The organism is Actinacidiphila yanglinensis (genome assembly GCF_900107965.1).
In the GTDB taxonomy this organism is placed as follows: Bacteria; Actinomycetota; Actinomycetes; order Streptomycetales; family Streptomycetaceae; genus Actinacidiphila; species Actinacidiphila yanglinensis.
Genome location: NZ_FNVU01000004.1, coordinates 128,850 through 153,902, shown reverse-complemented (window position 1 = coordinate 153,902; position 25,053 = coordinate 128,850). Strand labels below are relative to the sequence as shown.

Annotated in this window: 17 protein-coding genes; 6 read left to right on the top strand and 11 right to left on the bottom strand. The window is 74.0% G+C overall.

The annotated features are described in order from the left end of the window. Positions 1–214: 214 nt before the first annotated feature. Genes C4U44_RS10570 through C4U44_RS10555 form a run of 4 tightly spaced genes read right to left on the bottom strand, consistent with a single transcriptional unit; the run spans position 215 to position 6,475 of the window. Entirely contained in the window at positions 215–2,074 is a 1,860-nt protein-coding gene (locus C4U44_RS10570; protein ID WP_103885444.1) for an L-lactate permease, read from the bottom strand. A gap of 15 nt (positions 2,075–2,089) precedes the next feature. After that, positions 2,090–3,709: a (Fe-S)-binding protein gene (locus tag C4U44_RS10565; RefSeq protein ID WP_200823208.1), complete on the bottom strand. Its 1,620-nt coding sequence runs from the start codon at positions 3,707–3,709 to the stop codon at positions 2,090–2,092. Beyond that, the gene (locus tag C4U44_RS10560; RefSeq protein WP_103885443.1) at positions 3,709–4,953 is read right to left on the bottom strand and encodes an FAD-binding oxidoreductase; all 1,245 of its coding nucleotides are present in this window, start codon (positions 4,951–4,953) and stop codon (positions 3,709–3,711) included. The genes C4U44_RS10565 and C4U44_RS10560 overlap by 1 nt, the downstream gene beginning before the upstream one ends. Before the next feature lies 1 nt (position 4,954). Beyond that, on the bottom strand, positions 4,955–6,475 hold the full coding sequence (locus tag C4U44_RS10555) for an FAD-linked oxidase C-terminal domain-containing protein (protein ID WP_200823207.1): 1,521 nt from the start codon (positions 6,473–6,475) through the stop codon (positions 4,955–4,957). Positions 6,476–6,844: 369 nt separating this feature from the next. Between C4U44_RS10555 and C4U44_RS10550 the strand changes: the two genes are divergently transcribed. Continuing rightward, complete coding sequence (locus C4U44_RS10550) at positions 6,845–11,092, top strand: molybdopterin-dependent oxidoreductase (RefSeq protein WP_200823221.1); 4,248 nt, start codon at positions 6,845–6,847, stop codon at positions 11,090–11,092. Positions 11,093–11,190: 98 nt separating this feature from the next. Here the strand turns inward: C4U44_RS10550 and C4U44_RS10545 are convergent, their stop codons facing one another. The 3 genes from C4U44_RS10545 to C4U44_RS10530 form a co-directional block, all read right to left on the bottom strand. Beyond that, positions 11,191–11,589, bottom strand: a complete 399-nt coding sequence (locus C4U44_RS10545; RefSeq protein WP_146088234.1) for a hypothetical protein — start codon at positions 11,587–11,589, stop codon at positions 11,191–11,193. A gap of 368 nt (positions 11,590–11,957) precedes the next feature. After that, the gene (locus C4U44_RS10535) at positions 11,958–12,923 is read right to left on the bottom strand and encodes an MBL fold metallo-hydrolase (protein ID WP_103885438.1); all 966 of its coding nucleotides are present in this window, start codon (positions 12,921–12,923) and stop codon (positions 11,958–11,960) included. Beyond that, positions 12,910–13,713 carry an ArsR/SmtB family transcription factor gene (locus C4U44_RS10530; protein ID WP_160145010.1) on the bottom strand — a complete coding sequence of 268 codons (804 nt, stop codon included), beginning with the start codon at positions 13,711–13,713 and terminating at the stop codon, positions 12,910–12,912. Before C4U44_RS10530 ends, C4U44_RS10535 begins: the two co-directional genes overlap by 14 nt. Before the next feature lie 131 nt (positions 13,714–13,844). Here C4U44_RS10530 and C4U44_RS10525 point away from each other — a divergent pair, with 131 nt between their 5' ends. The 4 genes from C4U44_RS10525 (at position 13,845) to C4U44_RS10510 (ending at position 19,165) form a co-directional block, all read left to right on the top strand. Further along, positions 13,845–14,267, top strand: coding sequence for a hypothetical protein (locus tag C4U44_RS10525; RefSeq protein ID WP_103885436.1), 423 nt, complete (start codon positions 13,845–13,847; stop codon positions 14,265–14,267). Between the two features lie 201 nt (positions 14,268–14,468). Continuing rightward, entirely contained in the window at positions 14,469–15,365 is an 897-nt protein-coding gene (locus C4U44_RS10520; RefSeq protein ID WP_103885435.1) for a YhjD/YihY/BrkB family envelope integrity protein, read from the top strand. Positions 15,366–15,585: 220 nt separating this feature from the next. After that, on the top strand, positions 15,586–16,383 hold the full coding sequence (locus tag C4U44_RS10515) for an SAM-dependent methyltransferase (protein WP_103885434.1): 798 nt from the start codon (positions 15,586–15,588) through the stop codon (positions 16,381–16,383). Between the two features lie 295 nt (positions 16,384–16,678). After that, positions 16,679–19,165 carry a serine/threonine-protein kinase gene (locus C4U44_RS10510; RefSeq protein WP_160145009.1) on the top strand — a complete coding sequence of 829 codons (2,487 nt, stop codon included), beginning with the start codon at positions 16,679–16,681 and terminating at the stop codon, positions 19,163–19,165. A gap of 94 nt (positions 19,166–19,259) precedes the next feature. Here C4U44_RS10510 and C4U44_RS10505 read toward each other — a convergent pair whose 3' ends face one another. The 4 genes from C4U44_RS10505 to C4U44_RS10490 form a co-directional block, all read right to left on the bottom strand. Continuing rightward, the gene (locus C4U44_RS10505) at positions 19,260–20,699 is read right to left on the bottom strand and encodes a hypothetical protein (RefSeq protein ID WP_200823206.1); all 1,440 of its coding nucleotides are present in this window, start codon (positions 20,697–20,699) and stop codon (positions 19,260–19,262) included. A gap of 125 nt (positions 20,700–20,824) precedes the next feature. Further along, positions 20,825–21,736 (bottom strand): MurR/RpiR family transcriptional regulator, encoded by a 912-nt coding sequence (locus C4U44_RS10500; RefSeq protein ID WP_103885432.1) that lies wholly within the window; start codon positions 21,734–21,736, stop codon positions 20,825–20,827. A gap of 186 nt (positions 21,737–21,922) precedes the next feature. Next, positions 21,923–23,023 carry an aromatic ring-hydroxylating oxygenase subunit alpha gene (locus C4U44_RS10495; RefSeq protein WP_103885431.1) on the bottom strand — a complete coding sequence of 367 codons (1,101 nt, stop codon included), beginning with the start codon at positions 23,021–23,023 and terminating at the stop codon, positions 21,923–21,925. Positions 23,024–23,083: 60 nt separating this feature from the next. Next, positions 23,084–24,220 carry a PP2C family protein-serine/threonine phosphatase gene (locus C4U44_RS10490; RefSeq protein WP_146088233.1) on the bottom strand — a complete coding sequence of 379 codons (1,137 nt, stop codon included), beginning with the start codon at positions 24,218–24,220 and terminating at the stop codon, positions 23,084–23,086. A gap of 334 nt (positions 24,221–24,554) precedes the next feature. Between C4U44_RS10490 and C4U44_RS10485 the strand changes: the two genes are divergently transcribed. Further along, entirely contained in the window at positions 24,555–25,052 is a 498-nt protein-coding gene (locus C4U44_RS10485) for a hypothetical protein (RefSeq protein ID WP_103885429.1), read from the top strand. The last annotated feature ends 1 nt before the right edge of the window (position 25,053 follow it).

The window sequence follows — 25,053 nt, the reverse complement described above, 5'->3', positions numbered from 1 at the left end:
CGCCGCGGGGCCGGGGTGCTCCCCCGGGCGCGTGACACGCCCCGGTGTGTCACGGCGCCGGACGGGGAGCCGAGGGCGGTGTTCGCCTTCACGGTCTCCCCGGCCGGCCGGGTGCGCGCGATCGGCGGGGTGGCGGACCCGGAGCAGGTCGCCGCGCTGGAGGTGGCGCTGCTCCCGGAGTGGGGTGACCCGCACCTCCCCCCGCCTCATCCGGTCAGGGTGCGGCGACCTTGGGAGTGGAGACCACCATCCAGTCCAGCACCGGAGTGCTCTGGAGGTACACGAGCAGGCACATGAAGGCCACGAAGCCGATGCTCCACACGAACACCCGGCGGAAGATGATCCCTTCGCGGCCCTGGTAGCCGACCGCGGCGGCCGCGATCGCCAGGTTCTGCGGGGAGATCATCTTGCCGAGCACGCCGCCGGAGGAGTTCGCCGCGGCCATGAGAACCGGGGAGAGGCCGGCCTGGTGGGCGGCGGTGACCTGGAGGGTGCCGAACAGGGAGTTGGAGGAGGTGTCGGAGCCGGTGACCGCGGTGCCGAGCCAGCCGAGCAGCGGCGACAGGAGGGCGAAGGCACCGCCCGCGCCGGCCGCCCAGAGTCCCAGCGTCGTGGTCTCGCCGGACTCGTTCATGATGTAGCCGAGCGCCAGGACGAGCATCACCGTCAGGATGGCGAACTTCAGCTGGTCCAGGGTGCGGCCGTAGGCGGCCAGCGCCCGGCGCGCCCCGACGCCGAGCAGCGCCATGCTGAGCAGGCCCGAGATGAGCAGCAGGCTGCCGGCCGCCGAGAGGTAGTTCAGCTTGAAGGTGGTGGCGACCGCGGCGCCGCTGGCGTTGGTGATGTGCAGGCCGGGCCAGTTGACGATGTGCGTGATCGACTCGATGCCGGAGCCGGTGGCGCCGGCCTTGGCGGGCGGCTTGCCGGTGATCGCGGGGACCCTGGTGGCCAGGACGAACACCACGATGATCGCCAGGTAGGGCGCGTAGGCCCGGAAGATGTCCAGCCGCGAGTCGGCGGGTCGGGGTTCCGGCCCGGAGGCGACCCGGGTCAGTACGAGGGAGTCGGTGTGCCCGGCGCCCGCGGCCCCGCCGGCTCCGTCGACGCCGCCGCCGGCCGGGCCCATCCCGGTCCCGTCGGTGCCGTCGGTGGCCTCGGGCCCCTCGCTGCCGGTGCCGCCGAGGCCATCCCCCTCGGCGATCTCCTCCTCCTGGTAGGGCTCCTTGGCGTGCCACACCCGGGTCAGTGCCAGCAGTGCGAGCGCGGAGGCCAGCGAGGCGATGATGTCGGCCAGTTGGACGGACCAGAAGTTCGACGACAGGTACTGGAAGACCGCGAAGACGACCCCGCACAGGACCGCCGGCTGCCAGGTCTGGCGCAGCCCGCGCCGCCCGTCCACGATGAACACCAGGGCCAGCGGCACGAACAGCGCCAGGATCGGGGTCTGCCGGCCGACCATGGAGCCGAGGTCGTCCACCGGCATGCCGGTGACCCCGGCCAGGGTGGTGATCGGCACCGCGATCGCGCCGAACGCGACCGGCGCGGTGTTGGCCACCAGCGCGACGGTGGCGGCCTTCAACGGCCGGAAGCCCAGCGTCACCAGCATCACGGAGCACATCGCGACCGGGGTGCCGAACCCGGCCAGCGCCTCCATCAGCGCGCCGAAGCAGAACGCGATGATGACCGCCTGCACCCGCTGGTCGTCGCTCACGGACGCGAACGAGCGCCGCAGCACGTCGAAGTGGCCGGTGCCCACCGTGAGGTTGTAGACCCAGATCGCGTTGATGACGATCCACATGATCGGGAAGAAGCCGAACGCGGCGCCGAGCAGGCCGCTGTTGAGGGCGTCACCGACCGGCATCGAGTAGACCGCGCAGGCGAGCACCAGGGCGACCGCCAGCCCGATCAGGGACGCGAGCCACGCTCGCATGCGCAGCACGCCCAGCAGCACGAACAGCACCAGCAGCGGGAGGATCGCGATCAGCGAGGAGAGCCCGAGGGAGTGCCCGACCGGGCGGTAGTCCTGTTGGTAGTCGGCGAGTCGGAGGAGGGCGGGGTGAGCGGCGAGGGACATGAGAACCCCTTCGTTCTATGACGACGCCTGGGGGGACGGATCGGCGCCGCCGGTGCCGGGGAGCGGCCCGGTGGCGGCCGGAGGGGACGTACGGGGCGGGCCGGACGACGGGGGCGCGAGCGGTGTTCCGGGACCGTCGAGGGCCTGCGCGAGGAGCCGTTCGACGGGCACGCCGCGGATCGCGGCGTCGAGCACCTGCACGGTGTGGGCGACGGGCATCCGCTCCCCCATGCCGGCGAGCGTGGTGGCGACCTGCATCCAGCAGCCCGGGTTGGCGGTGACCATCAGCCGGGCGCCGGTGGACAGCACCGCGCGGGCCTTCCGCTCACCCAACTCCCTTGCCGGCTCCGGGTGCAGCAGGTTGTACGTCCCCGCGCTGCCGCAGCAGATCTCCGCCTCGGGCAGCTCGCGCAGTTCCACCCCGGGTACGCCGCGCAGCAGCCTGCGGGGCTGGTCGCGTACGGCCTGGGCGTGCGCGAGATGGCAGGCGTCCTGGTAGGCGACGGTGACCGGCAGCGGATGGCGGGGGGCGACCGGGCCGAGTTCGTCGAGGAGTTCGGTGATGTCGCGGACCTTGGCCGCCAACGCCCCCGCCCGAGCTGGCCAGTCACCGCCCTCGTCACGCAACAGGTGGGCGTACTCCTTGAGATGGGAGCCGCAGCCGGCCGCGTTGACCACGACGGTGTCGACGCCGGACGCCTCGAAGGTCTCGATGGCGTGCCGGGCGAACCGCACCGCCTCCGGGGCGCGCCCGGCGTGCGCGGACAGCGCACCGCAGCAGCCCTGCCGGCGCGGGACGACGACGTCGCAGCCCTCGGCGGTCAGCACCCGTACGGTGGCGGCGTTGACGTCGGGGAAGAAGGTGCCCTGGACGCAGCCGGTGAGCAGCCCGACCGTCCGGCGCCGGGTGCCGCTCGCCGGGATGCGGGCGGGCAGCGCGGGAGCCGGTCCCAGCCTGGGGGCCAGCGCCTCCATCGCCCGGAGCGCGGCCGGCAGCCGGCGCAGCAGCCCGGTGCGGGCGAGCAGGGTCCGCAGGCCCGAGGACTGGTAGGCGCGCAGCGGGCCGCGCAGCACGCGCAGCCGGCGGGGGTGCGGGAACAGGCCGTAGACCAGGGCCCGGAGCAGCCGTTCGCGGCGCGGGCGGGTGGTGCGGCGTTCCAGCTGGGCGCGGGTGGCCTCGATCAGCCGGTCGTACTGCACGCCCGAGGGGCAGGCGGTCACGCAGGCCATGCAGCCCAGGCACTGGTCGAGGTGGCGGACCGCGGCGGCGTCGAACGCCTCGCCCTCCAGGCCGCCCTTGATGAGGTCGATCCGGCCGCGCGGGCTGTCCATCTCCTCGCCCCACAGCACGTAGGTGGGGCAGCTCGGCAGGCAGAACCCGCAGTGCACGCAGTCGCCGACCAGTGCGGCGTCCGGCGGCTGGTGGGCGTCGAACGCGCCGCCGGGCGCGCCGAACCCGGGCATGCCGAGGCCGATCGTGGGCCGGGCCCCGCCGGCCGTCGCCGCGTCCGCGCTGGCCGCGACCGTGGCACCGAGCGGCGGCGCGGGCGGGCGCGCGCCCTCGCCCGACCCGGGCGGGCCATCCGGCCTGGCCTTCTGCCCACCCGGGTCGTCCGGTGCCGTCGCTGCCGTCATCACAGTCCTCCCAGCAGTCGTCCGGGGGAGAGGCGCCGCTCCGGGTCGAACCGGTCCTTGACCCGGGTCATCAGGCCGAACGCGTCGCCGGTCGGCCCCCAGTGGTCCAGCCCCGGGCGCAGCTCCGGGTCCGCGGCGAGCACGACGGCCGATCCGTCCCAGCGGGCCAGGGCCGCGCGCAGGGCGGCGAGGTCGATGGCGGGCGGCACCGCCGCGTACGCCACGCCCACCGCGGCGGAGGCGGTGCCGCGGGAGCCCGGCGGCAGCGCGTCGAGGACGTACGGCAGCGCGGACGGCGCGAAGGCCAACCGCAACACCAGCTGTCCGACGGGACGTTCACCGAACCACGCGGGGGGCGCGGCACCGATGCGCACGGCCTCGTCTCCCCGGGTGGTCCGCGCCTCGGGGTCCGCCGCCTCGCTGCCACGGCCCGCATCCTCCTCGGCCAGCAGCGCGGCGCAGCGCGGCGCCTGGTCGCGGACCGACGCCGGGATGCTCTCGAAGAGGGCCACCAGCTCTCCCGTGGTGCCCGACTCCCCGCGCTGCCAGCGCAGTTCGAGGGCGGTCGGGGTCAGGGTGGAGCGGGCGACGCGGGCGGTGAGCCGTCCGGCCGCCGCGCTGCCGCGCACCGGGGCGGTGACGGTGGCGGCGGCCGGGGGCCGCGGGTGCAGCCGCCAGGTGGTGGAGACGACGATGCCGAGGCCGCCGTGCGCACCGGTGTGGAGCTTGCCGAGGTCGTAGCCGGCGACGTTCTTGACCACCTTCCCGCCGGAGCGGGCGACGGTCCCGTCGGCGAGCACCACGGTGACGCCGATCAGCAGGTCGCGCACGGTGCCGTAGCGCAGCCGCCGCGGCCCGGAGGCGTTGGCGGCCAGGATCCCGCCCAGCGTGGCGCCCTGCTCGGGCGGGTCGAGGGCCAGCATCTGCCCGTGCGTGGCGAGTTGCTCCTGCAGCGCGGCCAGCGGCACGCCCGCCTCCGCCACGACCACGAGGTCCCCCGGGGCGTACTCGGTGACGCGGTCCAGTCCGGTGGTGCGCAGCAGCAGGTCGCAGGAGGTGGCGGGAGCGGCCCAGCCGGTCTTGGTGCCGGCGCCCACCGGTACGACGGTGCCGGTGGTGGACCGGAGCAGTTCGGCGACCTCGCCCGCCGAACCGGGCGCGGCGACCTCGCCCGCCGAACCGGGCACGACCGGCGTCGGGTCGGCCGAACCGCGCACGCCGGCCGGGGAGTCGGGGTCCGGCATCTCAGAACACCTCGCCCAGCGCGGGGTCGTGGTCCTCGCTCGCGGCCGTACGCACCCCCGGACGCTCCCCGCACAGCCGCGGGGTGGGGAACTGCTTGCCGGGGTTGGCCAGTCCGGCCGGGTCGAAGGCGCACCGAAGCCGGTGCATGGTGTCCAGGTCGTCGGCGCTGAACTGCACGGCCATCCTGGACTTCTTCTCCACCCCGACGCCGTGCTCGCCGGTGATCGAGCCGCCCGAGGCCACGCACAGGTCGAGGATGGCGAAGCCGAGCTGCTCGGCGGCGTGCGCGGCGCCCTCGACCTTGTCGTCGAAGAGGATCAGCGGGTGCAGGTTCCCGTCGCCGGCGTGGAAGACGTTCGCCACCCGGATGCCGGCGGCGTCCGCCAACCTGCCCACCTCGTCGAGGACTTCGGGCAGCTTGGTGCGCGGGATCACCCCGTCCTGCACGTAGTAGGCGGGGCTGATCCGGCCGACGGCGGCGAACGCGGACTTGCGGCCCTTCCACATCAGCGCCCGCTCGTCCTCGTCGCGGGCGATCCGGGTCTCGAAGGCGTGCCGGGCCGCCGCGATCCGCTCGACCTGCAGGAACTGCTCGTCCACCTCCACGCGCGGGCCGTCGAGTTCGATCACCAGGACGGCCACCGCGCCCTGCGGGTAGCCGCAGCGCACCGCCGCCTCGGCCGCCTCGATCGCCAGGGCGTCCATCATCTCGACCGCCGCGGGCAGGATGCCGCCGGCGATGATGTCGCTCACGGTGCCGGCCGCGTCGGCGACGCTGTGGAAGCCGACCAGCATGGTCCGCACCGACTCCGGTGCCTGGACGGTCCGGACGGTGACCTCGGTGGCGATGCCGAGGGTGCCCTCGCTGCCGACGAACGCGCCCAGCAGGTCGAAGCCGGGGTGCTCGGGCGCGATCCCGCCGAGGTGCACCACCTCCCCGTCGGGCAGCACCACTTCGGCGCCCATGACGTGGTTGACGGTGAAGCCGTACTTCAGGCAGTGCGCGCCGCCCGCGTTCTCGGCGACGTTGCCGCCGATCGAGCAGACCTGCTGGGACGACGGGTCGGGCGCGTACGCCTGGCCGTAGGGCGCGGCCTCGCGGGTCACCCACAGGTTGATCACGCCGGGTTCGACCACCACCCGGGCGTTGCCGGGGTCGACCGAGCGGACCGCGCGCAGGCGGGAGAGCACGATGAGTACGCCGTCGGCCACCGGCACCGCGCCGCCGGACAGCCCGGTGCCGGAGCCGCGCGCCACGAACGGCACGCCCGCCCCGGCGCACAGCCGTACCGCCGCGACGACGTCCTCGCGCCGCTCGGCCAGCACCACGACCGAGGGCGTCACCCGCACCGTGGCCAGCCCGTCGCACGCGTAGGTGCGCAACTGGGCGGGGTCGGTCAGCACCTTGGCGGCGCCGACGGCGGCACGGAGCCGGTCGGCCAGCGCGCCGGCCCGCGCGCCGTCGTTGGCGTCTTCTCGTAGGGGGCGGCGGCCTGGACGATCCTGACGAGTTGACGACACGGATTCCACCTGTCGGTAGGTTCCTATCGAATGGTGGAACGATGCGCGCGTCCTCGCGAGCATGTCAATAACTCGTACCTGATCTCCGCCGATCTTCTGCCGATCTCCCGATTTCCCCGTTCCCTCCGATCCCCCCGGGTTCCCGTCCGATCGCCGCCGCGCCGTCGCCGCTGCCCGCCCGGCCCGCGCCGCCGAGCCGCCGCCGAGCCCGCCCGGCCCGCGCGGAGCGGCCCGGCACCTCACACCCGCCCCGCGCTGCCTGTGCAGCGGGTGTAACCGGGCCCGCTTCGCGCGCGTGACGGCGGCGAAACGGGCCGTTCGTACGGTGCGACGGTCAGTCGTTCGCGAGAGGGGAGACGCGTGTCCAAGGTGCGGACGGTCTGCTCGTACTGCGGGGTGGGCTGCGGGATCGTGCTGGACGTGGCGGCCGGGCCCGACGGGCGGCGCAAGGTGCTCAAGGCGTCCGGCGACAAGGAGCACCCGGCGAACTTCGGGCGGCTGTGCACCAAGGGCGCCACCACCGCGGACATGCTCGCCGCGCCGGGCCGGCTGACCACCGCACTCGTACGCGACGAGCGCGGCGGCGCGGCGACCCCGGTACCGGTCGCCGACGCGGTGGCCCGCACCGCCGAGCGGCTGCGGGCGATCGTCGACGAGCACGGCCCGGACGCGGTCGCCTTCTACGTCTCGGGACAGATGAGCCTGGAGGCGCAGTACCTGGCGAACAAGCTCGCCAAGGGCTTCGTGCGCACCAACCAGATCGAGTCCAACTCCCGTCTGTGCATGGCCAGTGCGGGCAGCGGCTACAAGCTCTCGCTCGGCGCGGACGGGCCGCCCGGCTCGTACCGCGACTTCGAGCGGGCCGACGTCTTCCTGGTGATCGGCTCCAACATGGCCGACTGCCACCCGATCCTGTTCCTGCGGATGATGGACCGGGTCAAGGCGGGCGCCAAGCTGATCGTGGTCGATCCGCGGCGCACCGCGACCGCCGCCAAGGCGGACGTGTTCCTCCAACTCAGGCCCGGCACCGACCTGGCGCTCCTCAACGGGCTGCTGCACCTGCTGGTGGCCGACGGCCGCACCGACCCGGAGTTCATCGCCGCGCACACCGAGGGCTGGGAGGCAATGCCGGACCTGCTCGCCGACTACCCGCCCGCCGCCGTGGCCGGGTTGACCGGGATCGCCGAGGACGACCTGCGGGCCGCGGCCCGGTTGATCGGCGACGCGCGGGAGTGGATGAGCTGCTGGACGATGGGCCTGAACCAGTCCACGCACGGCACCTGGAACACCAACGCCCTGATCAACCTGCACCTGGCCACCGGCGCCATCTGCCGCCCCGGCAGCGGCCCCTTCTCGCTGACCGGGCAGCCCAACGCGATGGGCGGCCGCGAGATGGGCTACATGGGCCCGGGGCTGCCCGGGCAGCGGTCGGTGCTGGTCGCCGGGGACCGCGCGGCCACCGAGGAGTTGTGGGGGCTGCCGCCCGGCACCATCCGCGGCGACGGCTCCGGGACCGGCACCGTGGAGATGTTCCGGCGGATGGCGGCCGGGGACATCAAGGCGTGCTGGATCATCTGCACCAACCCGGTCGCGTCCGTCGCCAACCGCCGGACGGTCATCGAGGGCCTGGAGGCGGCCGAACTCGTCGTCGTCCAGGACGTGTTCGCCGACACCGAGACCACCGGGTACGCCGACGTGGTGCTGCCCGGCGCGATGTGGACCGAGGCCGAGGGCGTACTGGTCAACAGCGAGCGCAACCTCACCCTGGCCCGGCCCGCGCTCGACCCGCCCGGCGAGGCCACCGCCGACTGGCGGCTGATCGCCGACGTGGCCCGCGCGATGGGCTGGGCCGACGCCTTCTCCTACGCCGGCCCCGAGGAGGTCTTCGAGGAGCTGAAGGGCGCCTGGAACCCGACGACCGGCTACGACCTGCGCGGGGTGAGCTACGCCCGGCTGCGCGACACCCCCGTGCAGTGGCCGGCCGCCGACCCGGACGGGCCGGACCGCAACCCGATCCGCTACGCCGGGCCGGACGGACCGCGCTTCCCGACCGCGAGCGGGCGTGCCGCCTTCTTCCCGCGCCCGCACCTGCCGCCGGCCGAACTCCCCGACGACGACTATCCGTTCGCGCTCAACACCGGGCGGCTGCCGCACCAGTGGCACACCCTCACCAAGACCGGGAAGGTGGCGAAGCTGAACCGGCTCGACCCGGCGCCGTTCGTGGAGGTGCACCCCACGGACGCGGAGCGGCTCGGCATCGCCGCGGGCGACACCGTCGAGGTGTCCTCGCGGCGCGGCCGGGCGGTGCTGCCCGCGGTGGTCACCGACCGGGTGCTGCCGGGCTGCTGCTTCGCCCCCTTCCACTGGAACGACCTGTTCGGGGAGTACCGGTGCGTCAACGCGGTCACCAACGACGCGGTCGACCCGATCTCCTTCCAGCCGGAGTTCAAGGTCTGCGCGGTGGCGCTGGCCAAGGTGGCCGCCCCCGCGGCGGACCCCTCGCCGCCGGAGCAGGGGACGCCGCCGCTCTCCCAGGAGGCGGCCTCCTTGCGGAGCCCGACGGGACCCGGGACCGGGCCCGTTCCGGCGGTCGGCGACCACATGGCGGGCGCCGTCGGGCTGTTCGGGCTCACCGATCCGCCGCCGGTGCTGGCGCCGGACGAACGGCAGTACCTCGTCGGCTTCCTGGCCGGGCTGGAGTCCGGTGCCCCCGGGGTTCCGGTGCTGCCGCCGGACGCGCCCTTCTCACCGGCGCACGCGCGGTGGGTCAACGGCGTGCTCGCGGGGATGTACTCGCGGGTGCCGCAGTCCGTGCCGGCGGCCCGCACGGAGAACGGGGTCGCGGCGCCCGACCAACCCCCCTCCTCCACACGGGAGATCGTGGTGCTGTGGGCGTCACAGACCGGCACCGCCGAGGAGTTCGCCGCCGCCGCGGTCGATCGCCTGGCCGGCGAGGGCCACCGTCCGGTGCTCACCGGCATGGACCGGGCCGATCCCCGTGCGCTCCCCGACGCCGCCGACCTGCTCCTGATCACCAGCACCTTCGGCGACGGCGACGCCCCCGACAACGGCTCGGGCTTCTGGGAGGCCCTGGCCGGGCCCGACGCGCCCCGGCTGGAGGGCCGCCGCTATTCGGTGCTGGCCTTCGGCGACTCGTCGTACGACGACTTCTGCGGCCACGGCCGCCGGCTCGACCGGCGGCTGGGCGAGCTCGGCGCGGTGCGGCTGGCCCCCCGCGCGGACTGCGAGCCCGACGGCGAGGACACCGCCGCGGGATGGCTGGACGGCGTGCTGGAGTCCCTCGTGGCGGAGGTGACGGAGGTGGGGGTGGACGCAGCGGCGCGCCCCGCCGGCCCCGGACTGCCCGCCGCCTCACCGCGGCCCGACGACGCGGCGCGGCCCGACGACGCGCCTCTCGACGCCCACGCGAGGACAAACGGTGCGCCGCTCCCCGCTCCCGCCCGGCACGCCGGCTCCCCGCGACCCGGCCCGGTCACCGCGCTGCTGACCGGGAACCGGCTGCTCAGCCGCCCGGGCGCCGCCAAGGAAGTCCGCCGGTTCGCCTTCGACACCACTGGGTGCGCGGTGCCGTTCCGCTACGAGGCGGGTGACGCGTTGAGTGTCAGCCCGGTCAACTCCCCCGGCCTGGTCGCGGAATGGCTCGCCGTGACCGGGCTGGACGCCGCCTCACCCGTGCCGGTCGCCTCGCCCGGCGAACGGGCCGGCAGTGCCGAACTCCCCCTCGGCGACGCGCTGCACCGCCACTTCGACATCACCCGCATCACCCCGGCCCTGCTGCACTTCGTCGCCGACCGTACGCGCGACCGCCACCTCAAGACCCTGCTGCGGGCCGAGGGCGACGACCGGCTCGCGCAGTGGTGCTGGGGACGCCAGGCGGTCGACGTCATCGCCGAACACCCCGTGTCCGCCTCCGCGGAGGAGTGGGCGGGGGTCCTCAAGCGGCTCCAGCCGCGCCAGTACTCCATCTCGTCCAGCCCGCTCGCCGACCCGTACGAAGTCGCGCTGACCGTGGCGGTGATCCGCTACGACACGCCGCTCGGGGGGCGCCGGCAGGGCGTCTGCTCGCCCTTCCTCGCCGACGCGGCGCACGGCACGCCGGTCCCCGTCGCGCTGCGCCGTGCCCCGCACTTCCGGCCGCCGGCCGACCCGTCCACCCCGATGGTGATGATCGGCCCGGGCACCGGCGTCGCGCCCTTCGTCGGCTTCCTCGACGAGCGCCGCGCCCGCGGCGACCGCGCCCCGAACTGGCTCTTCTTCGGCGAGCAGCACCGCGCCACCGACTTCTACTACGAGGAGGAGTTGGCCGCCCATCTCGCCGGCGGCACCCTCGCCCGCCTCGACACCGCCTTCTCCCGCGACCAGCGCGCCAAGGTCTACGTGCAGGACCGGATGCGCGAGCACGGCCCCCGGTTGTGGAGCTGGCTCCAGGACGGCGCCCACGTGTACGTGTGCGGTGACGCGTCGCGGATGGCCAAGGACGTCGACCGGGCGCTGCGCGACGTCGTGGTCGCCCACGGCGGGCTGAGCCCGGAGGCGGCGGCCGTGTACGTCAAGCAACTGGCCGCCGAGAAGCGGTACGTGCGGGACGTGTACTGAGCGGCCCCCGGCCGGCTCCCGGAGCGTACGGCCCGGCCCGACGCATCCCCGTACGGCGCAGCCCCGTGCCGCACGGCGAAAGGTCCGTTGGGGGGCGGTCAGCTGAGGCTCTGCACCGCGAGCGCGTAGTCCTCCGCCTCGGCCGTGGTGAGCACCTGGGAGACCCGGATCAGCGAGTTGCCCAGGTAGTAGTGGTACTCGCCCGCGCTCGCCGAGCCCTGGGCGCCGGCCTCGATGGACTTCGCGCGCGCGTGGGCCTGCGCGACGGTGGCGAACGTCTCGACGCTGCCGCCGCGCACGATCGCGTCGGACTTGGTGCCCTCCACGTCGGCCGGCTGCACCCGGGAGTCGGAGAACGCGACCTTGGACAGGTAGCCCTTGGCCTTGCCGAGCAGGTGGTCGGGGTCGGTCGCCGCCGTGTAGACCACCGTCGTCGTCATGGTGGACACGCTCTCCTCCAGCGTCGACGCCACCTGCTCCGCCGACGTCAGCCCCACCGCGACCGGTTGCTGCGAGGACGACGCGCTCCCCCCGTTCCCTCCGCTCCCGCTCGACGAACACCCCGCCAGCAGGACGCAAGAGGCGACCACCGCCGCGGCAGCGCTGATACGGATGGTGCGAAAGGTGGTGCAGATGCGCATGTTCCCCCCAGATCGGGACGCGAGGGGCACACGGTAACGCCGCCGTCCCGTATCCGGGGGCCTCGGAAAGGCATCCGGTCAGTCAAGACCTCATAACGGTGCGTCGACCACCGACTCCGGGGCGGCACCCGGACGAGGGGGTCCGCACGCCGGCGACCGTCCCGTCACCAGGAAGATCAGCAGGCCGGCGGGTATCAGCGGGGGGCAGGTCGGCGCGGGGCAGCTCAGCTCCGCAGCGGCGCGGCCATCGCCTTCCGCACCCGCGCCCGGGTGAGCAGCCGCCGCGTCTCCCGCTTGCCGGGCTCGTGGTAGATGACGAAGTCGTCGAACCGGTGCACGCCGGGCTTGCCGGCGACGGACCGGGCGGCGTCGCGCACCGCGACCAGTTGGGCGGGCGTCATCCCCGGGGCCCGCTCGCCGGGCTGGAAGGTGGCGCCGAGCGGGAAGTCACGGCCCGGCCGGCGGTGCATCTCGACGTGGCAGCCCAGCACATGGGTCACCCGGTGGGCCTCGGCGAACTCCACCAAGCGGTCCAGCGTGGCGAGGAAGGCCGGGAAGTCGGCGGCATAGAGCCGGCCCGGGAGCACGGTGTCACCGGTGAACAGGATGCCGGACCAGCGGTCGTGGAACGTGACGGCGGAGTCGTGGTGGCCGGGGGAGCCCAGCACGTCGAGCACCCGGCCGCCGAGATCGAAGGTGACCCGGCCGGTGGGCCAGCTCCCGCCGAAGCCGAAGAAGTCCCGCACCGCCGCTGCCTCCTTGGGCACCACGGTGGTCGCGGGGCGGTCGGCGAACTGGACGTCCCCGGCGACGTGGTCGCCGTGCGCGTGGGTGTGCGCCACCACGAGTGCGTAGTCCGCCGCGTGGTCCGCGCGCGGATGCGCGGCCAGCCAGTCGTCGATCAGCCCGTCCACGGTCGCGCGCAACGGGCACAGCAGCGGGTCCCCGGTGGCGCCGGTGTCCAGCAGCAGCGCCCGGTCGTTGCCGAAGAGGAGGAAGACGAAGGGCGCCTCGTAGTTCACCGCCTTGCTCTGCCGCAGCACCAGGGTGTGCTCGTCGTACCGGTGCACCTGGAGGGGCGGCTCGGACCGCTGCCATCTGGTGCGGACGCCGTGCCTCCAGGCCACGTCGAGCGAGCCGGGCCCGGGTGCCCCCGTCACGAAGTCCACCGCGGTGTCACTTCCCGCCATCACGGTCCCCCTTCCCCGCGGACTCGGCCGCGGACTCGTGCGTCGAATCGGGCTCGGGCTCCGGATCGGGCCCGGCCGGCGCCGGATCGGGCCCGGCAGCGGCCGGGTACCCCGTCATCGCATCCGGTGCGGCAAGAGGTGTCGCCGCCATGAAGTACCGCACGAGCCGCCGCTCGGGCTCCCTCGCGCCCTCCGCCGGCCCCTCGGGCGAACCACCGGACGCGGACCGGCCCTCGCCGTCCCCCGCGCGCCGGGCGTCCGCCCGCACGACGTAGGGCGCCAGCAGCTCGGTCCACTTGCGCTCGATCTCGGACAGGTCCTCCGCGGAGACGACCGCGAGCGCGCTCACCATGCCGGCCCTCCCCCGCCACTCCGGGCCCTCCTCGGCGCGGCGTCCCGCGTACTCGAGGATCGCCGCCATCTCCCGCTCCACCACGGTGCGCTCCACCTGCCGCGCGACCGCACCCGCGGCGACCGCCTCACGCGCGGCGACCCCACCCGCACCCGCACCCTCACCCGCGGCCGCCTCCGCACCGGACAGGTCGAAGCGGAACTCCCGGTCCCCCTCGACGAGCCGCCACTTGCGCTCCCGCCGGTCCGTCCCGGAATCCGCCTCCTCCACGAATCCGTACTTGGCCAGCTGCCGCAGGTGGAACGAGCAGTTCGCCTGGGGAACGCCGAGCGCGCGCCCGCACCACGCGGCCGTCGCCGGCCCCGCCGTCGAGAGCACTTCCAGCAGGTCCAGCCGCAACGGGTGCGCCAGCGCCCGCATCGCCTGGGGATCGCTCATCCTCATACTCCAAAGAATACTTTGACATCGTGAGATGTCAACGCCTTCTTTGGAATGTGCCCCGGCGGTGAAGCGGTTACAGCACGGTCACGGCCATCGGCACGCGGCGCGGGGTCGGGCAGGGTGTCGGGATGCGTACCCGTATCGCCGCCGCGGCCGTGGCCGCCGCCGCACTCGCCCTGTTCTGCGCGACCGCGTGCTCGTCCGGCAGCGGCGACAAGGACGCGCCCCCGACGCACGCCACGACCGGGGCAGCCGCCCCGACCACCTCGGCCGCCCCTGCCACCGGCTCACCCCTGCCCCGACCGCCGGCGCCGAAGGGCGCGTCCCGGCAGACCTACCTGGCCGCGCTGAAGGCGATCGACCCGTCCCTCGCGTCCGACCCGGACAAGGTGGTCGACGAGGGCCGCACCCAGTGCACCGAGATCAACACCGACACGCAGACCGCCGACCACCTCGCCGCGGAGCGGTTCGGCAGCCCGGGCCATCCGCTGACCGACGCGCAGGGCGCGGCGATCGACGCGGCGCTGAAACTGACCGTGTGCAAGAGCTGACCGCCGTCGCGCGGCGCCCGCACCGAAAGGCCCACCGAGAGCCGCACCGCAACCCGCGCCGAAAGCCACCCGGGAGCGGCGCCGCGCGCGGGCCGGACCTCCGACGGCCGCGTCACCCACCCGCCGCTGGCGGGAGCCGAGTTGCGCGTGAGGCACTCCGCCAGGTATCCACAAGCCCTAACGCTGCGGGAAGGTGACGCCATGGCAGGACTGACGGACGCCTGGAAGCGGTCCGCGATCGGGCGCTTGTGGAAGCAGGCCGCGCACATCGAACTGATGACCCGTGCGATGGGGTTCGCCGCGCTCGGCTTCGTCACGCTGATGCCGCTGCTCGTGGTGGTCGCCGCCGCGACCCCCTGGGAGAACCGCCCCGGCTTCGCCCAGTGGGTGATCGACGGCATGGGCCTGGACGCCCACGGCGCGCGCAGCATGCGCAGCCTGTTCGCGGCGCCCAACCGCGTGCTGAGCGCGACCGGCGCGTGGAGCCTCGCGTCGGCGGCGTACTTCGGGCTGTCGTTCGTGGCGAACGTCGAGACCGGCTACCGCAAGATCTGGGACCTGCCGTCCGGGCCGTGGCACCGCGACTGGCGCCGCGCGGTGTGGCTGGCGGTCCTCACCGCCTATCTGTTCTGCGAGTCGCAGAGCGCCGCCGTCCTGGGCAGCGGCCCGCTGCCGAGCGCGGTGCGCATCCTGCTCACCTTCGTGCTGGGCGTCCTGTTCTTCGCCTGGGGCCAGAACTTCCTGCTCTACGGCTCCGTCCGGGTGCGCACCGCCCTGCCCGGCGCGGTGCTCACCATGGTGGGCCTGGCCGGACTGCGCATCTTCTCCCACCTGTTCTTCGCGCCGCTCGTCGTCACCAACGCGCTCACCTACGGCCCGGTCGGCAGCGTCCTGACCGTGGTCACCTGGCTGGTCGGCGTCGGCTTCGTGGTCTTCGGCGGCGCGCTCGTCGGCCGCCACGTCCGCGACGGCCGCACCCTGCGCCGAGGCGGCGAGATACCGCGACCGCCGGACCCCAAGGGCTGGTACGAGGTGCCCGAGGAGACCGTCCCCGGCCTGCCCTGGCGCTCGGACGGCGGGGGCGGAACGATCGACTGAGCCGGCCGGACCCGGCTCGGATCACCTGCCGAACGGGCCGGCGGCGCACCGCCGTCGGCCCGTTCCGCGCACCGCCGTGCCCCCGCCGTCCGGGGCACCGGCGAAGCCGCGACGAGGCACAACTCCATTCGTATGCACGGTCATCCGCATGAGACGCTGTCGTCAGCCGGACGTTCGCGGGGGAGGCAGACGTCCTGTCATGTGCTGAGAGGAGCGCATCGTGACCCGGAACGGCTTCCGCGCCGAGGAGATCGACACCAGCAGGCCGCATCCCGCGCGGATCTACGACTACCTGCTGGGGGGCAAGGACAACTACGAGGTCGACCGCGAGGCCGGCGACCGGCTGGTCGACGTCGCCCCCGAGGCGCGGATCGGGGTTCAGGCCAACCGCGCCTTCCTGCAGCGGGCCGTCCGGCACGTGGTCGGTGCGGGCGTCCGGCAGATCCTCGACATAGGCACCGGCCTGCCCACCTCGCCCAACGTCCATGAGGTCGCCCAGGAGGTGGCCCCCGACGTGCGGATCGCGTACGTCGACAACGACCCGATCGTCAACACGCACGCCAACACGCTCCTCACGCGTTCCGCCGCGACCAGCGTCGTCCTCGCCGACCTGCGCGAGCCGCGGGCGATCCTGGACCACCCCGACGTCCACCGGGTCATCGACTTCGACCAGCCGGTCGCCCTGCTCCTCGTCGCGATCCTGCACTTCCTGTCCGAGGCGGACCACCCAGGGCAGATCGTCGCCACCCTCCGCGACGCGCTCCCGGCCGGCAGCTACCTCGTGCTGTCCCACGCCACCGGCGACTTCGCCGACCGCACCGACACCGAAGAGGTCTACAAGAACGCGACGGCAACGATGAACCTGCGCGACCGCGCCGAGGTCGAGCGCTTCTTCGACGGCTTCGAGCTGCTCGAACCCGGCGTCGCCCAGGCCCCGTTCTGGCGCCCGGATGCCACGCCCCCGCGCGGTTCCGCCGAGATCGGCTTCTACGCGGGCGTGGGCCGCAAAGCCCGCTGAACCGGTACGCCGCACCCGCGGTACGACGCTCGTCCCCGCTGCCCCGGTCACCCTCAAGTCGTCCTTGGCAGTACCCTCTTGAGCCTCACGGCCCCGCCTCTGCGGCCCCCGGGGGGTTCCCGGGCCTGCCCGGATCCCGGATGCCCGGCCCGCTTCCTCGGGGGGAGAGGCCACAGGGACGCCGTGAGCCCCGGCAGACCGGCCCGGCTGCCGGCGGGGTCCGGTGACGGAACAGGGCGTCGAGGGGTCGCGAACGGCACCCCTCCTCAAGGGGCAGCGCGAGGGACGGATTCAGGTGGACGACCACGACGGCAAGGGCGCGGACGCGGGCATACCCGGCGGGGACGGCAAGGCGGCCGCGGCACCGAAAGCGGCCGCGCCGGGCCGCCCCCTCGCGAAACCCGCGGTGAGGCCCCCGGCCCGGCCCGCGGCAAGGAAGTCGGCGCCGCGCAACGCGAAGGCTGGCACGGCCGCCTCGGAGGCGGCTCCGGACAGGAAGCCCGAGCCGGAGGCGAACGACGCCACGGTCGAACTGCGGGTCGTTCAGGCCGAGTCCCCGCAGCCCACGGAGCCCGAGGAGCCCGCAGCGCCCACGGAGCCCGCCGAGAACGCCGAGGCCGGTGAGCCCGCCGCGGCACCCCGGTCCACGCCCGGGCCGCAGGAACCCAAGACGGCGGGGACCCGGCTGCCCGCCCAGGGGAAGCGCAAGACGGCAGCGGCCGGGCCCGCCACACGCGGACCCAAGGCAACGCCGAACCGATCGGTCCCGCGGCAACGGACCGCCGGCGCCACGGAAGGGACCGGGAAGGCAGCCGGCCCCAAGGGAGCGGCGCCTGCCGAGCCGCCCAAGCCGGCGCAGTCCGAAGCAGCGCAGCCCAAAACGGCACAGCGCAAGGCAGCGCAGCCCACGACCGCACCGCCCACCGCGGCCGGGAAGCCGGCCGTGAAGACGACCAAGCAGCAGCCCTCCCCCGAGGCGGCCCCGCAATCCCCCGCCGCCGACGGCACGTCCCCGGACGGACCGACCGCGAAGCCGCCGGTGACCGTCGAGTCGCCCGCGCAAGGCGCCAGCGGCGAACCCACCGCACCGCAGCCCGCCCCCGGGGACGGCACCTGGCAGGTGCCCGGCTACCTGCACGAGTCGGACCTCGGCGCCGGACCCTGCGGCCGGACGGTGCGGGCACGGTCCGAGGCGGACGGCACCGCCGTCGCGATCACGTACCTGTCCCCGGAGCTCGCCGAGGACCCCGCCTTCCGCGAGGCGTTCCCGGCCGAGGCCGAACGGCTCGCCGCGCTCGAATCGCCGTACGTCGCACGGCTGTACGCGTTCGTCGCGGACGGCCCGCACGCGGCGGTCGTGCGGGAGCCGGTGGAGGGCGCCGGGCTGGACGCCCTGCTCCGGGAGTCGGGCCCGGCCTCCCCCGAGGCGGCCCTGGCCGTCCTCAAGGGGTCGCTGCGGGGGCTCGCCGCGGTGCACGAGGCCGGTGTCGTCCACGGCGCCGCCCACGAGCCCGCGAACGTGGTGGTCGGCGCCGACGGCGGCGTCCACCTCGTCGAGGTCGGTGTGGCGGCGCGCGGCGCGGACAGCGGCGTGCCCGAGGGCGCCGCCCCGTACACCGCACCCGAGCGCTGGGCCGGCGCCCCGGCCGCCCCGGCGTCCGACCTCTACGCGGCGACGGCCGTCTTCCACGCGCACCTCACCGGCGCGCCTCCGTACCAGGGCGGCACCGCGGACGAACTCGCCTCCCTGCACGCCGAGGCGCCGGTCCCGGCCGACCGGGTCCCCGAACCGGTACGGTCCCTGGTCGTCCGGGGGTTGGCGAAGGTCCCGGCCGAACGCCACCAGAGCGCAGCGGACTTCGCGGTCGAGCTGGAGGCGGTGGCCGTCGCGGCCTACGGCGAGGACTGGGAGGAGCGCGGGCGGGCCGAACTCGGCGCGCTGGCGGCGCCGTTGCTGGCAGCAGCGGCAGCGGAGGAGGCCGACCCCGCGACCGCCCCGGCCGCGACCGTCGCCGCGCCCCTTCCTCCGCCGGCCCCGCAGGCGGCACCGGCGTACTCCGGAACGGGTGCGGGCGCAGGCATCGGCGAAGGCGTGGACGGAGCCGAGCGCGAGCCCCGGTTCGGCCGGCGCGGCAAGATTCTCGCGCTCGCGGTCGCGGCGGTCCTCGTCGCCGGCGCCCTCACGGTCACGGCCGTGGCCACCGGCGGCAAGCACGACGCCGCCGCCGCGGATCCGACGCCGACCGCGACGGTCTCGCCCACCGCTTCCCCGGCCGCCACCTCGGCGTCCCCCTCGGCCGCGCCGACCGCCTCCCCGACGGCCACCACCCCGTCCCCGACCGCCACTTCGGCGGCCCCGTCCACCACGCCCGCCTCGACCCCGTCCACGGCCCCCACCACGGCCGCTGCGACGCACAAGGCCGCTCCGCCGAAGCTCCCGAAGCCGCCCGCCGGGTCGCACGTCACCTCGGTCGCCGTCACCGGCTTCGAGTGCTCCCCGGACGGCCGCACGGCGAGCGCCACGGTCAGCGTCCGCTACGACGGCACCACCGGCGGCACGCTGCACGCCACCTGGTGGCGCAGCGCCAACGGCACCCCGCAGGGCGCGATCACCATGACCTCGCCGCAGGCCGGCCACTTCCCCAAGGGCTCGACCAGCTTCACCTTCACCGACAAGCTGTCCTTCACCCCCGACCCGGCCCACCCCTACATCGGCCTCAGCGTCTCCACCGACCCGGCCGCGAAGTTCGGCGACCACTCCTTCCGCGCCGGCTGCCGCTGACCGGCCCGCACGACCCGCCGCGCCCGCCACCGGGCGCACGCCGGCCCGCCCGCCCAGATCCGCGCGGGCGGGCCGGTGCGGCGTCGGACGCAGGTCAGCGCGGCGACAGCCGGTAGAGCGCTCCCCCGCCGGCCGCGAGCTCCACGCGCAGGGTGGCCGGGCGGCCGAGGCTGCGGTAGGTGCCGGTGGCGGGCGCGAACTGCGCGACGGTGCCGATGTTCGCCTGGTTGACGCCGAGTTGCACCGAGGCGGCGGCGTCCGGGTTCCGGTTGGCGACGAGCAGGAAGCGGGTGCCGTCGTCCTGCGGGTTCCTGAAGAGCCCGAGGACGCTCGCGTCGCCGGTGGCCGCCGTCAGCTGGTCGCCGGGCGTGAAGGCGACGGTGCTGGGCGGCAGCGGGTCGTCGTTGGCGTGCTGGACGGACTCCGAGACCAGCGGCTTGAGTTGGGCGCCGACGGGCTGGAGCCAGCCGCGGTTCAGCTTCCGGGCCGCGCCGTACAGCGGGGTCTGCTTGCCGTCGACGGTGATCAGCGCCTTGGTGAAGCCCTCGCCGCGGGCCGGGTCGGGCGTCCAGTAGGTGAAGTACTGGATGCCCTTGCAGCCGTACGCCAGGCTGATGTTGACCTGCCACGCGAGTTCCGCGGCGGTCGGTACCCGGTGGTTGTTGTAGCCGACGGACTGGATGTAGGTCCAGGCGGGCAGGCCGGACGCGAGGGAGGCGTCGCGGTAGATCGCCCAGTTGTCGAAGTAGTTGAGGTCGATCCCGTCGGTGAGGATCGGGTAGCGGTCGAAGGAGATCAGCGGCGGCTGCACGGTCTCGATGTAGTCCTGGAGCAGCGCCGCGTACCCGGCACCGTTGCCCGGCACGAGGTTGGAGTACGGCAGCAGGCCCGGCGCGACCTGGCGCAGGATGCCGGTCAGTGCCGCCACCGTGGGGAATCTGGACTGGGCCGGCTCGTCGAAGACGTTGAATCCCGCGAACGACGCGTGGCCGGAGTAACCGGCCAGCGCGGAGTTCACCCACGAGGTGGCGTCGGCGGTGGTGAGGGAGGAGGGCACGGTGCGGTCGTCGGTGACCGCCATGTACTGCGCGATCGCCTCCATCCGCGGATCGCCGGCGATCAGCACCTTCAGACCGGTCTGGTCGGCCATCTGGAGCGCGTAGCCGCCGCTTTGGGTGTCGAACTGGTAGTTGCCGGTGATCAGGAAGGTGAAGCCGGCGTCGGCGATCTCCTGGTAGCGGTCGAGCGTCGTCTCGTACGGGTGCGGGGGCCAGAACAGCCCGATCGGGAAGTCCGGTCCGCCGGTCAGCGGAAGGTCCGCGCTGCTCGCGGCGGCCGACACAGTGGATGCCGTACCGGCCGAACTCGCCTCCGTCGCACGGGACTCGGCACTCGCCGGCTCGGCCGACGCCCGGCCCGCGGCCATCCCGCCCGCGGCGATCACCCCCGCCCCCAGGCCCGCGGCCTGGAGCAGCGTTCGGCGGTGCATCGCGTGCGAAGTGCCCGAGGAGGCAGGGGGGTTCTGCTCTGACATGGCCAACTCCGATCGTTGGAACGCGGTAACGAGGAGGGTGGCTCCAGGCTGGCAGACAGGTGATGGTTCAAACAACCACCGTGCGCGCAATCGGTGAATGAATCATGCAGAAGGCAGGGCGGGACTCAGCGCGGACGGCGGCCCTTGACCACGTGCTGGCCGGCGATGTGCCCGGTGAGCGCCATGGACGCGCTCGCTCGGCCGTAGGACAACTGCGCCACGCGCACGTAGAGGCAGTCGATGAGCACCAGCACCGAGTGGCGGGCGCCGATGCTGCCGGCGCGGAAGGACGTCTCCGCGGTCGTGGAGATCAGCCGGACCTCCGCGGCACGCGCCAGCGGCGACTTCGGGTCGGCGGTGATCGCCACGGTGGTCGCGCCCCGCTCCCGGGCCAGCTCGAAGGGCTCGATCGTCTCCCTGGTCGACCCGGAGTGGGAGATGCCGATGGCGGCGTCTGCGGGCGTGAGGAGGGCGGCGGACGTCTTGGCGGCGTGCACCTCGTTCCACCCGCGCACCGCGCATCCGATGCCGAACAGCCGCAGTTCGGTCTCCACAGCCACGGCGCCGCTGCCGCCGACGCCGTACACGTCGATCCTGCGCGCCCGGGCGATGGCCTGGGCCGCGCGTTCCAGCGCGGCGAGGTCGATGGTGTCCAGGGTCCGCTGGACCGCGCCGAGGTCCGCCTGGCCCACGACGGTGACGACCCGGCCGAGGTCGTCGTCCGGCGAGATGTCCGGGCCGATCTCGGAGGAGCCCCAGCTGGCGTCGTCGCCCCGCGCGCCCTCGCGGGCCAGCTCGATCAGCAGGTGCTGGTAGGAGTCGAGCCCCACCGCCCGGCAGAAACGGGTCACCGTCGGCTGCGAGGTGCCGGTGCGCCGCCCCAACTCGGCGGCGGAGCAGCCGATGACGGAGCCGGGGTCGGCGAGGACGAGGTCGGCGACCTTCCGCAGCGAGCCCGTCAGATGCGGCAACTCGGCCCGGATCAGTGCCGTGACGTCCGCGCGTGCGCCGGGGTGGCCGAAGCCCTTGGCATCCATGCGGCTCCCTGATCACTCACGCCTGACGGCACGGCCGTTCGGAGGTCCATGATGTCACGCGATTGCGTCATTCAAACCCCGCGGTCCGCGTGGATTCCACCATTCATCCCGCGGGGCGGCCGGAGCGCCCGGCGGCCGGGAGCGACCCCATCGGCCGCTCCCGGCCGCCGAGTTCGGCACGGCCGGTCAGTGCTCCGTCGGCGGCAACGGCACCCCGCGGCGGGCGAGAAGCGCCTTGAGGGACTGGATGATCGGGAAGACCTCGTTGTTGAGGTCGGCGCCCTGGGCCTCGTAGGCGCGCTGCTCGGCCTCGACGATCGCGCGGTCCTGGCCGAATATCCCCTCGGTGAACAGGGTGATGACCGGCCACAGCAGGTGGATCACCCCGGGGATCGGGGGCTTCTGCACCATGATCAGGCCGTAGGTGTGGTTGTGGTTCTGCGCCCGGTCGGTGGGGACGTAGGCGTTCCACAGGTCCAGGGCCGGCGGTTCCTCGCGCTTGCCGTCGGTCCAGTAGCGCAGCGTCTGGTACGGGTAGCCGGTGCGGATCGTCATCAGGTCCGCGTACTTGTCGGTGCTGGAACTGCCGATGATCAGCCGCTCGCCCAGGGACTGCTTCCCCTCGGTGCGGGAGAAGGAGTAGTCCGCCTCCAGCCAGTCCTCGCCCTCGCGGACGTCCAGCAGCTTGGCGCGTATCCGGCCCATCAGACTGCGGTGCAGGAACTGGTGGTTCATGTCCATCAGGTTCTCGTGCATGAACGAGTAGTGGCACGCGATGTCCCGGTCGAGCACGCGCGTCTTGTACCGGCGGTCGCCGTGGTACGGCAACTCCGGTACGGGGGTGGCCTGCGCCAGTTCCTGGTTGCCCGGGAAGACGAACACGAAGCCGTACGCCTCACGGCACGCGTAGCCGCGGACGCCGTTGGGCAGCGTCCGTCCGCGGTCGAGGTAGGGGATGCTCACGCACGCCCCGGTCCGGTCGTACGCCCAGCAGTGGTAGCCGCACTGCAGTTGCTCGCCCTTCACCACCCCCATGCTGAGCGGGACCTGGCGGTGGGCGCACCGGTCCTCCAGGGCGTACGGCTCGCCCTGCTCCGGCCGCACCAGGGCGATCTCCGTGCCGGCGAACCTGACGGCCAGGGTCTTGCCCGGCTTCAGGTCGCGGGACCGGGCGAAGGGGTACCAGAAGTCGGGGTCGAGTCCGGTGGTGCGGGTGGTGGGGACATCACCCTCGGGGGCCACGTCGCGGTATTTGCGCAGTGGAGGCTTGGTCTTCGGGAGCGTCATGCCGCCGAACGTACCGGCGGTCCCAGATCTCGATCCGCCCACCGTTGCGTATGGAGTTGGTCAAATCTGGTGCGGATCGCGCTCCAGGGCGACCACCGCCATGTCGTCGTTCAGCCCTGCCGCCGCGTGCGCCTCGAGGTCGTCGGTCACCGCCTGGACGAGCAGTGGCGGGTGGTGCGCGGTCCAGCCGGGCGCCCGCTCCAGCAGCGGATAGAAGTCGCCGTTCGCGTCCCGGGCCTCGGTGACCCCGTCGGTGTACATCAGCAGCCGGTCGCCCGGTCCGAAGGCGAAGGTGGTCGGGGTGTAGCCGCCGTCGGCCAGCGCGCCCAGGCCCAGCGGGGGCGCGGGATCCGTGACGTCGAGCGGGGTGACCTTCTCCCGGTGGAAGAGCAGCGGCGGCAGGTGGCCGCAGCTGATCACGTGCACCCAGGGCTCGTGGTCGGGGATCTCGATGACCGCCGCCGTGACGAACCGCTCCGCGGCGTCCGCTCCGTCGGCGGCGTCCCAGTGCTCGTTCAGGCCCCAGCGGACGCTGCCCTCCAGCGAGGCGACCAGCTCGGGCAGCGGCGACTGGCGGTGGGCCGCGGCACGGAAGGCGCCCAGGACCAGCTCGGTGTCGCCGATCGACGCGAGGCCCTTGCCCCGCACGTCGCCGATCAGCAGCCGGGTGGAGTCGGCGGTCCGCGCCACGGCGTACAGGTCGCCGCCGATCGGCGTCCCGACCTCGGCGGCACGGTAGGCGGACGCGATGGAGATCGGCCCGGAACGCGGGGGCAGCGGTCTCAGTACCGCCTCCGACACCCGGCGCAGGCCGGCCAGTTCGAGGCGGCGCCGCTCCAGCAGGCGACTGACCCCCACCAGCACCACCGACAGCAGCACCAGCGAGCCGAGTTGCACGAGCACGTCCTCGGTGGCGAGGGTCATCCGCTCGGCGCCTGCGACGACCAGGGCCAGCACCGCCAGTCCGGCCGTCAGGGCCGCACGCCGCGAACCGACGAGGACCGCGGTCAGCGCGACGGGCAGGACCAGCGCATGGGCGAGGTGGACGTCCGGCGGGACGAAGAGGTCCAGGAGGGGCACCAGCACGATCAGCACGATCGCCGTGGCGGTCCAGGCGCGCTCGCGCCCACCGGTGAGCTTCTCCGACGGCATCTGCCGTCGCCGGTCGCGCGGACGGACTTCTTCCGGGGTCCTCATGGCCCTGACCATGGTCGGCACAGCGCGCACCTCCAGTCAAATATTCCGATTCCGTGACAAATGCCCACCCCTTCTCCCGTTCGATGAGTGAGAAGAACGTCGCAGCAAGTGACATCCGCACGAGGGCCCGCGGCCCCTCCGCGCCCCGTCGGCAGCCACTTCGACGATCCGTGCAACCACTTCGGCCGATCCGGGAGTGAGTAGGTCGGAGAGGGCCCCTCCGCCGGAAAACGAGCGACGCGGGAGGCGCCGGACCCGGCGCCCGGCGGCCTGCCGGACCGGGTTCGGGCGCACGCCACGCGGCGCCGCCGAACTGAGAACGCCGAGGAGCACGATGTACCCGAGCAAGATCGTCACCGCCGCCGTCCTGGCCGCCGCGACCGCCGCCACCCTGGCCACCGCGGGCACCGCGACCGCGGCGGCCGCCCGTACCGGGAACCAGCCGGTCGAGGTGGTCCGCCCCGGCCAGGTGGTGGACACCGGCCACGGCGTCGACCTGCAACTCAACCGGACCGACCGCTGCCTCGGCACCCCCGTGGCGTGGAGCTGCAAGAGCGTCGTCGACGGCAACCAGCCCCCCGGCACCGTCAGCGTGCAGACCCAGGGCGACGCCACCGGCACCGTCTACTCCCCGCTCTACATCGGCTCCGGCAAGGCCGCCCGGATGACCGTGACCGAGGACGGCGTGACCTACGACGTCCAGGTCGTCACCCTCCCCGGAAGCCCGGGCTACGCCACCGGCTGGGCGTGGGGCGCCCCGCAGAGCGACCTGAACGACATCCCGCAGGTGACCGTGTTCGACAGGTCGGGCGCGGTTCTTGCCCAGTCCTGAC

Coding starts and splice junctions, on each gene's coding strand:
- C4U44_RS10520 (WP_103885435.1), top strand. CDS start 14,469: ATGGCAGGACTGACGGACGCCTGGAAGCGGTCCGCGATCGGGCGCTTG.
- C4U44_RS10490 (WP_146088233.1), bottom strand. CDS start 24,220: ATGAGGACCCCGGAAGAAGTCCGTCCGCGCGACCGGCGACGGCAGATG.
- C4U44_RS10505 (WP_200823206.1), bottom strand. CDS start 20,699: ATGTCAGAGCAGAACCCCCCTGCCTCCTCGGGCACTTCGCACGCGATG.
- C4U44_RS10570 (WP_103885444.1), bottom strand. CDS start 2,074: ATGTCCCTCGCCGCTCACCCCGCCCTCCTCCGACTCGCCGACTACCAA.
- C4U44_RS10565 (WP_200823208.1), bottom strand. CDS start 3,709: ATGACGGCAGCGACGGCACCGGACGACCCGGGTGGGCAGAAGGCCAGG.
- C4U44_RS10535 (WP_103885438.1), bottom strand. CDS start 12,923: ATGGCGGGAAGTGACACCGCGGTGGACTTCGTGACGGGGGCACCCGGG.
- C4U44_RS10485 (WP_103885429.1), top strand. CDS start 24,555: ATGTACCCGAGCAAGATCGTCACCGCCGCCGTCCTGGCCGCCGCGACC.
- C4U44_RS10500 (WP_103885432.1), bottom strand. CDS start 21,736: ATGGATGCCAAGGGCTTCGGCCACCCCGGCGCACGCGCGGACGTCACG.
- C4U44_RS10495 (WP_103885431.1), bottom strand. CDS start 23,023: ATGACGCTCCCGAAGACCAAGCCTCCACTGCGCAAATACCGCGACGTG.
- C4U44_RS10560 (WP_103885443.1), bottom strand. CDS start 4,953: ATGCCGGACCCCGACTCCCCGGCCGGCGTGCGCGGTTCGGCCGACCCG.
- C4U44_RS10530 (WP_160145010.1), bottom strand. CDS start 13,713: ATGAGCGATCCCCAGGCGATGCGGGCGCTGGCGCACCCGTTGCGGCTG.
- C4U44_RS10525 (WP_103885436.1), top strand. CDS start 13,845: ATGCGTACCCGTATCGCCGCCGCGGCCGTGGCCGCCGCCGCACTCGCC.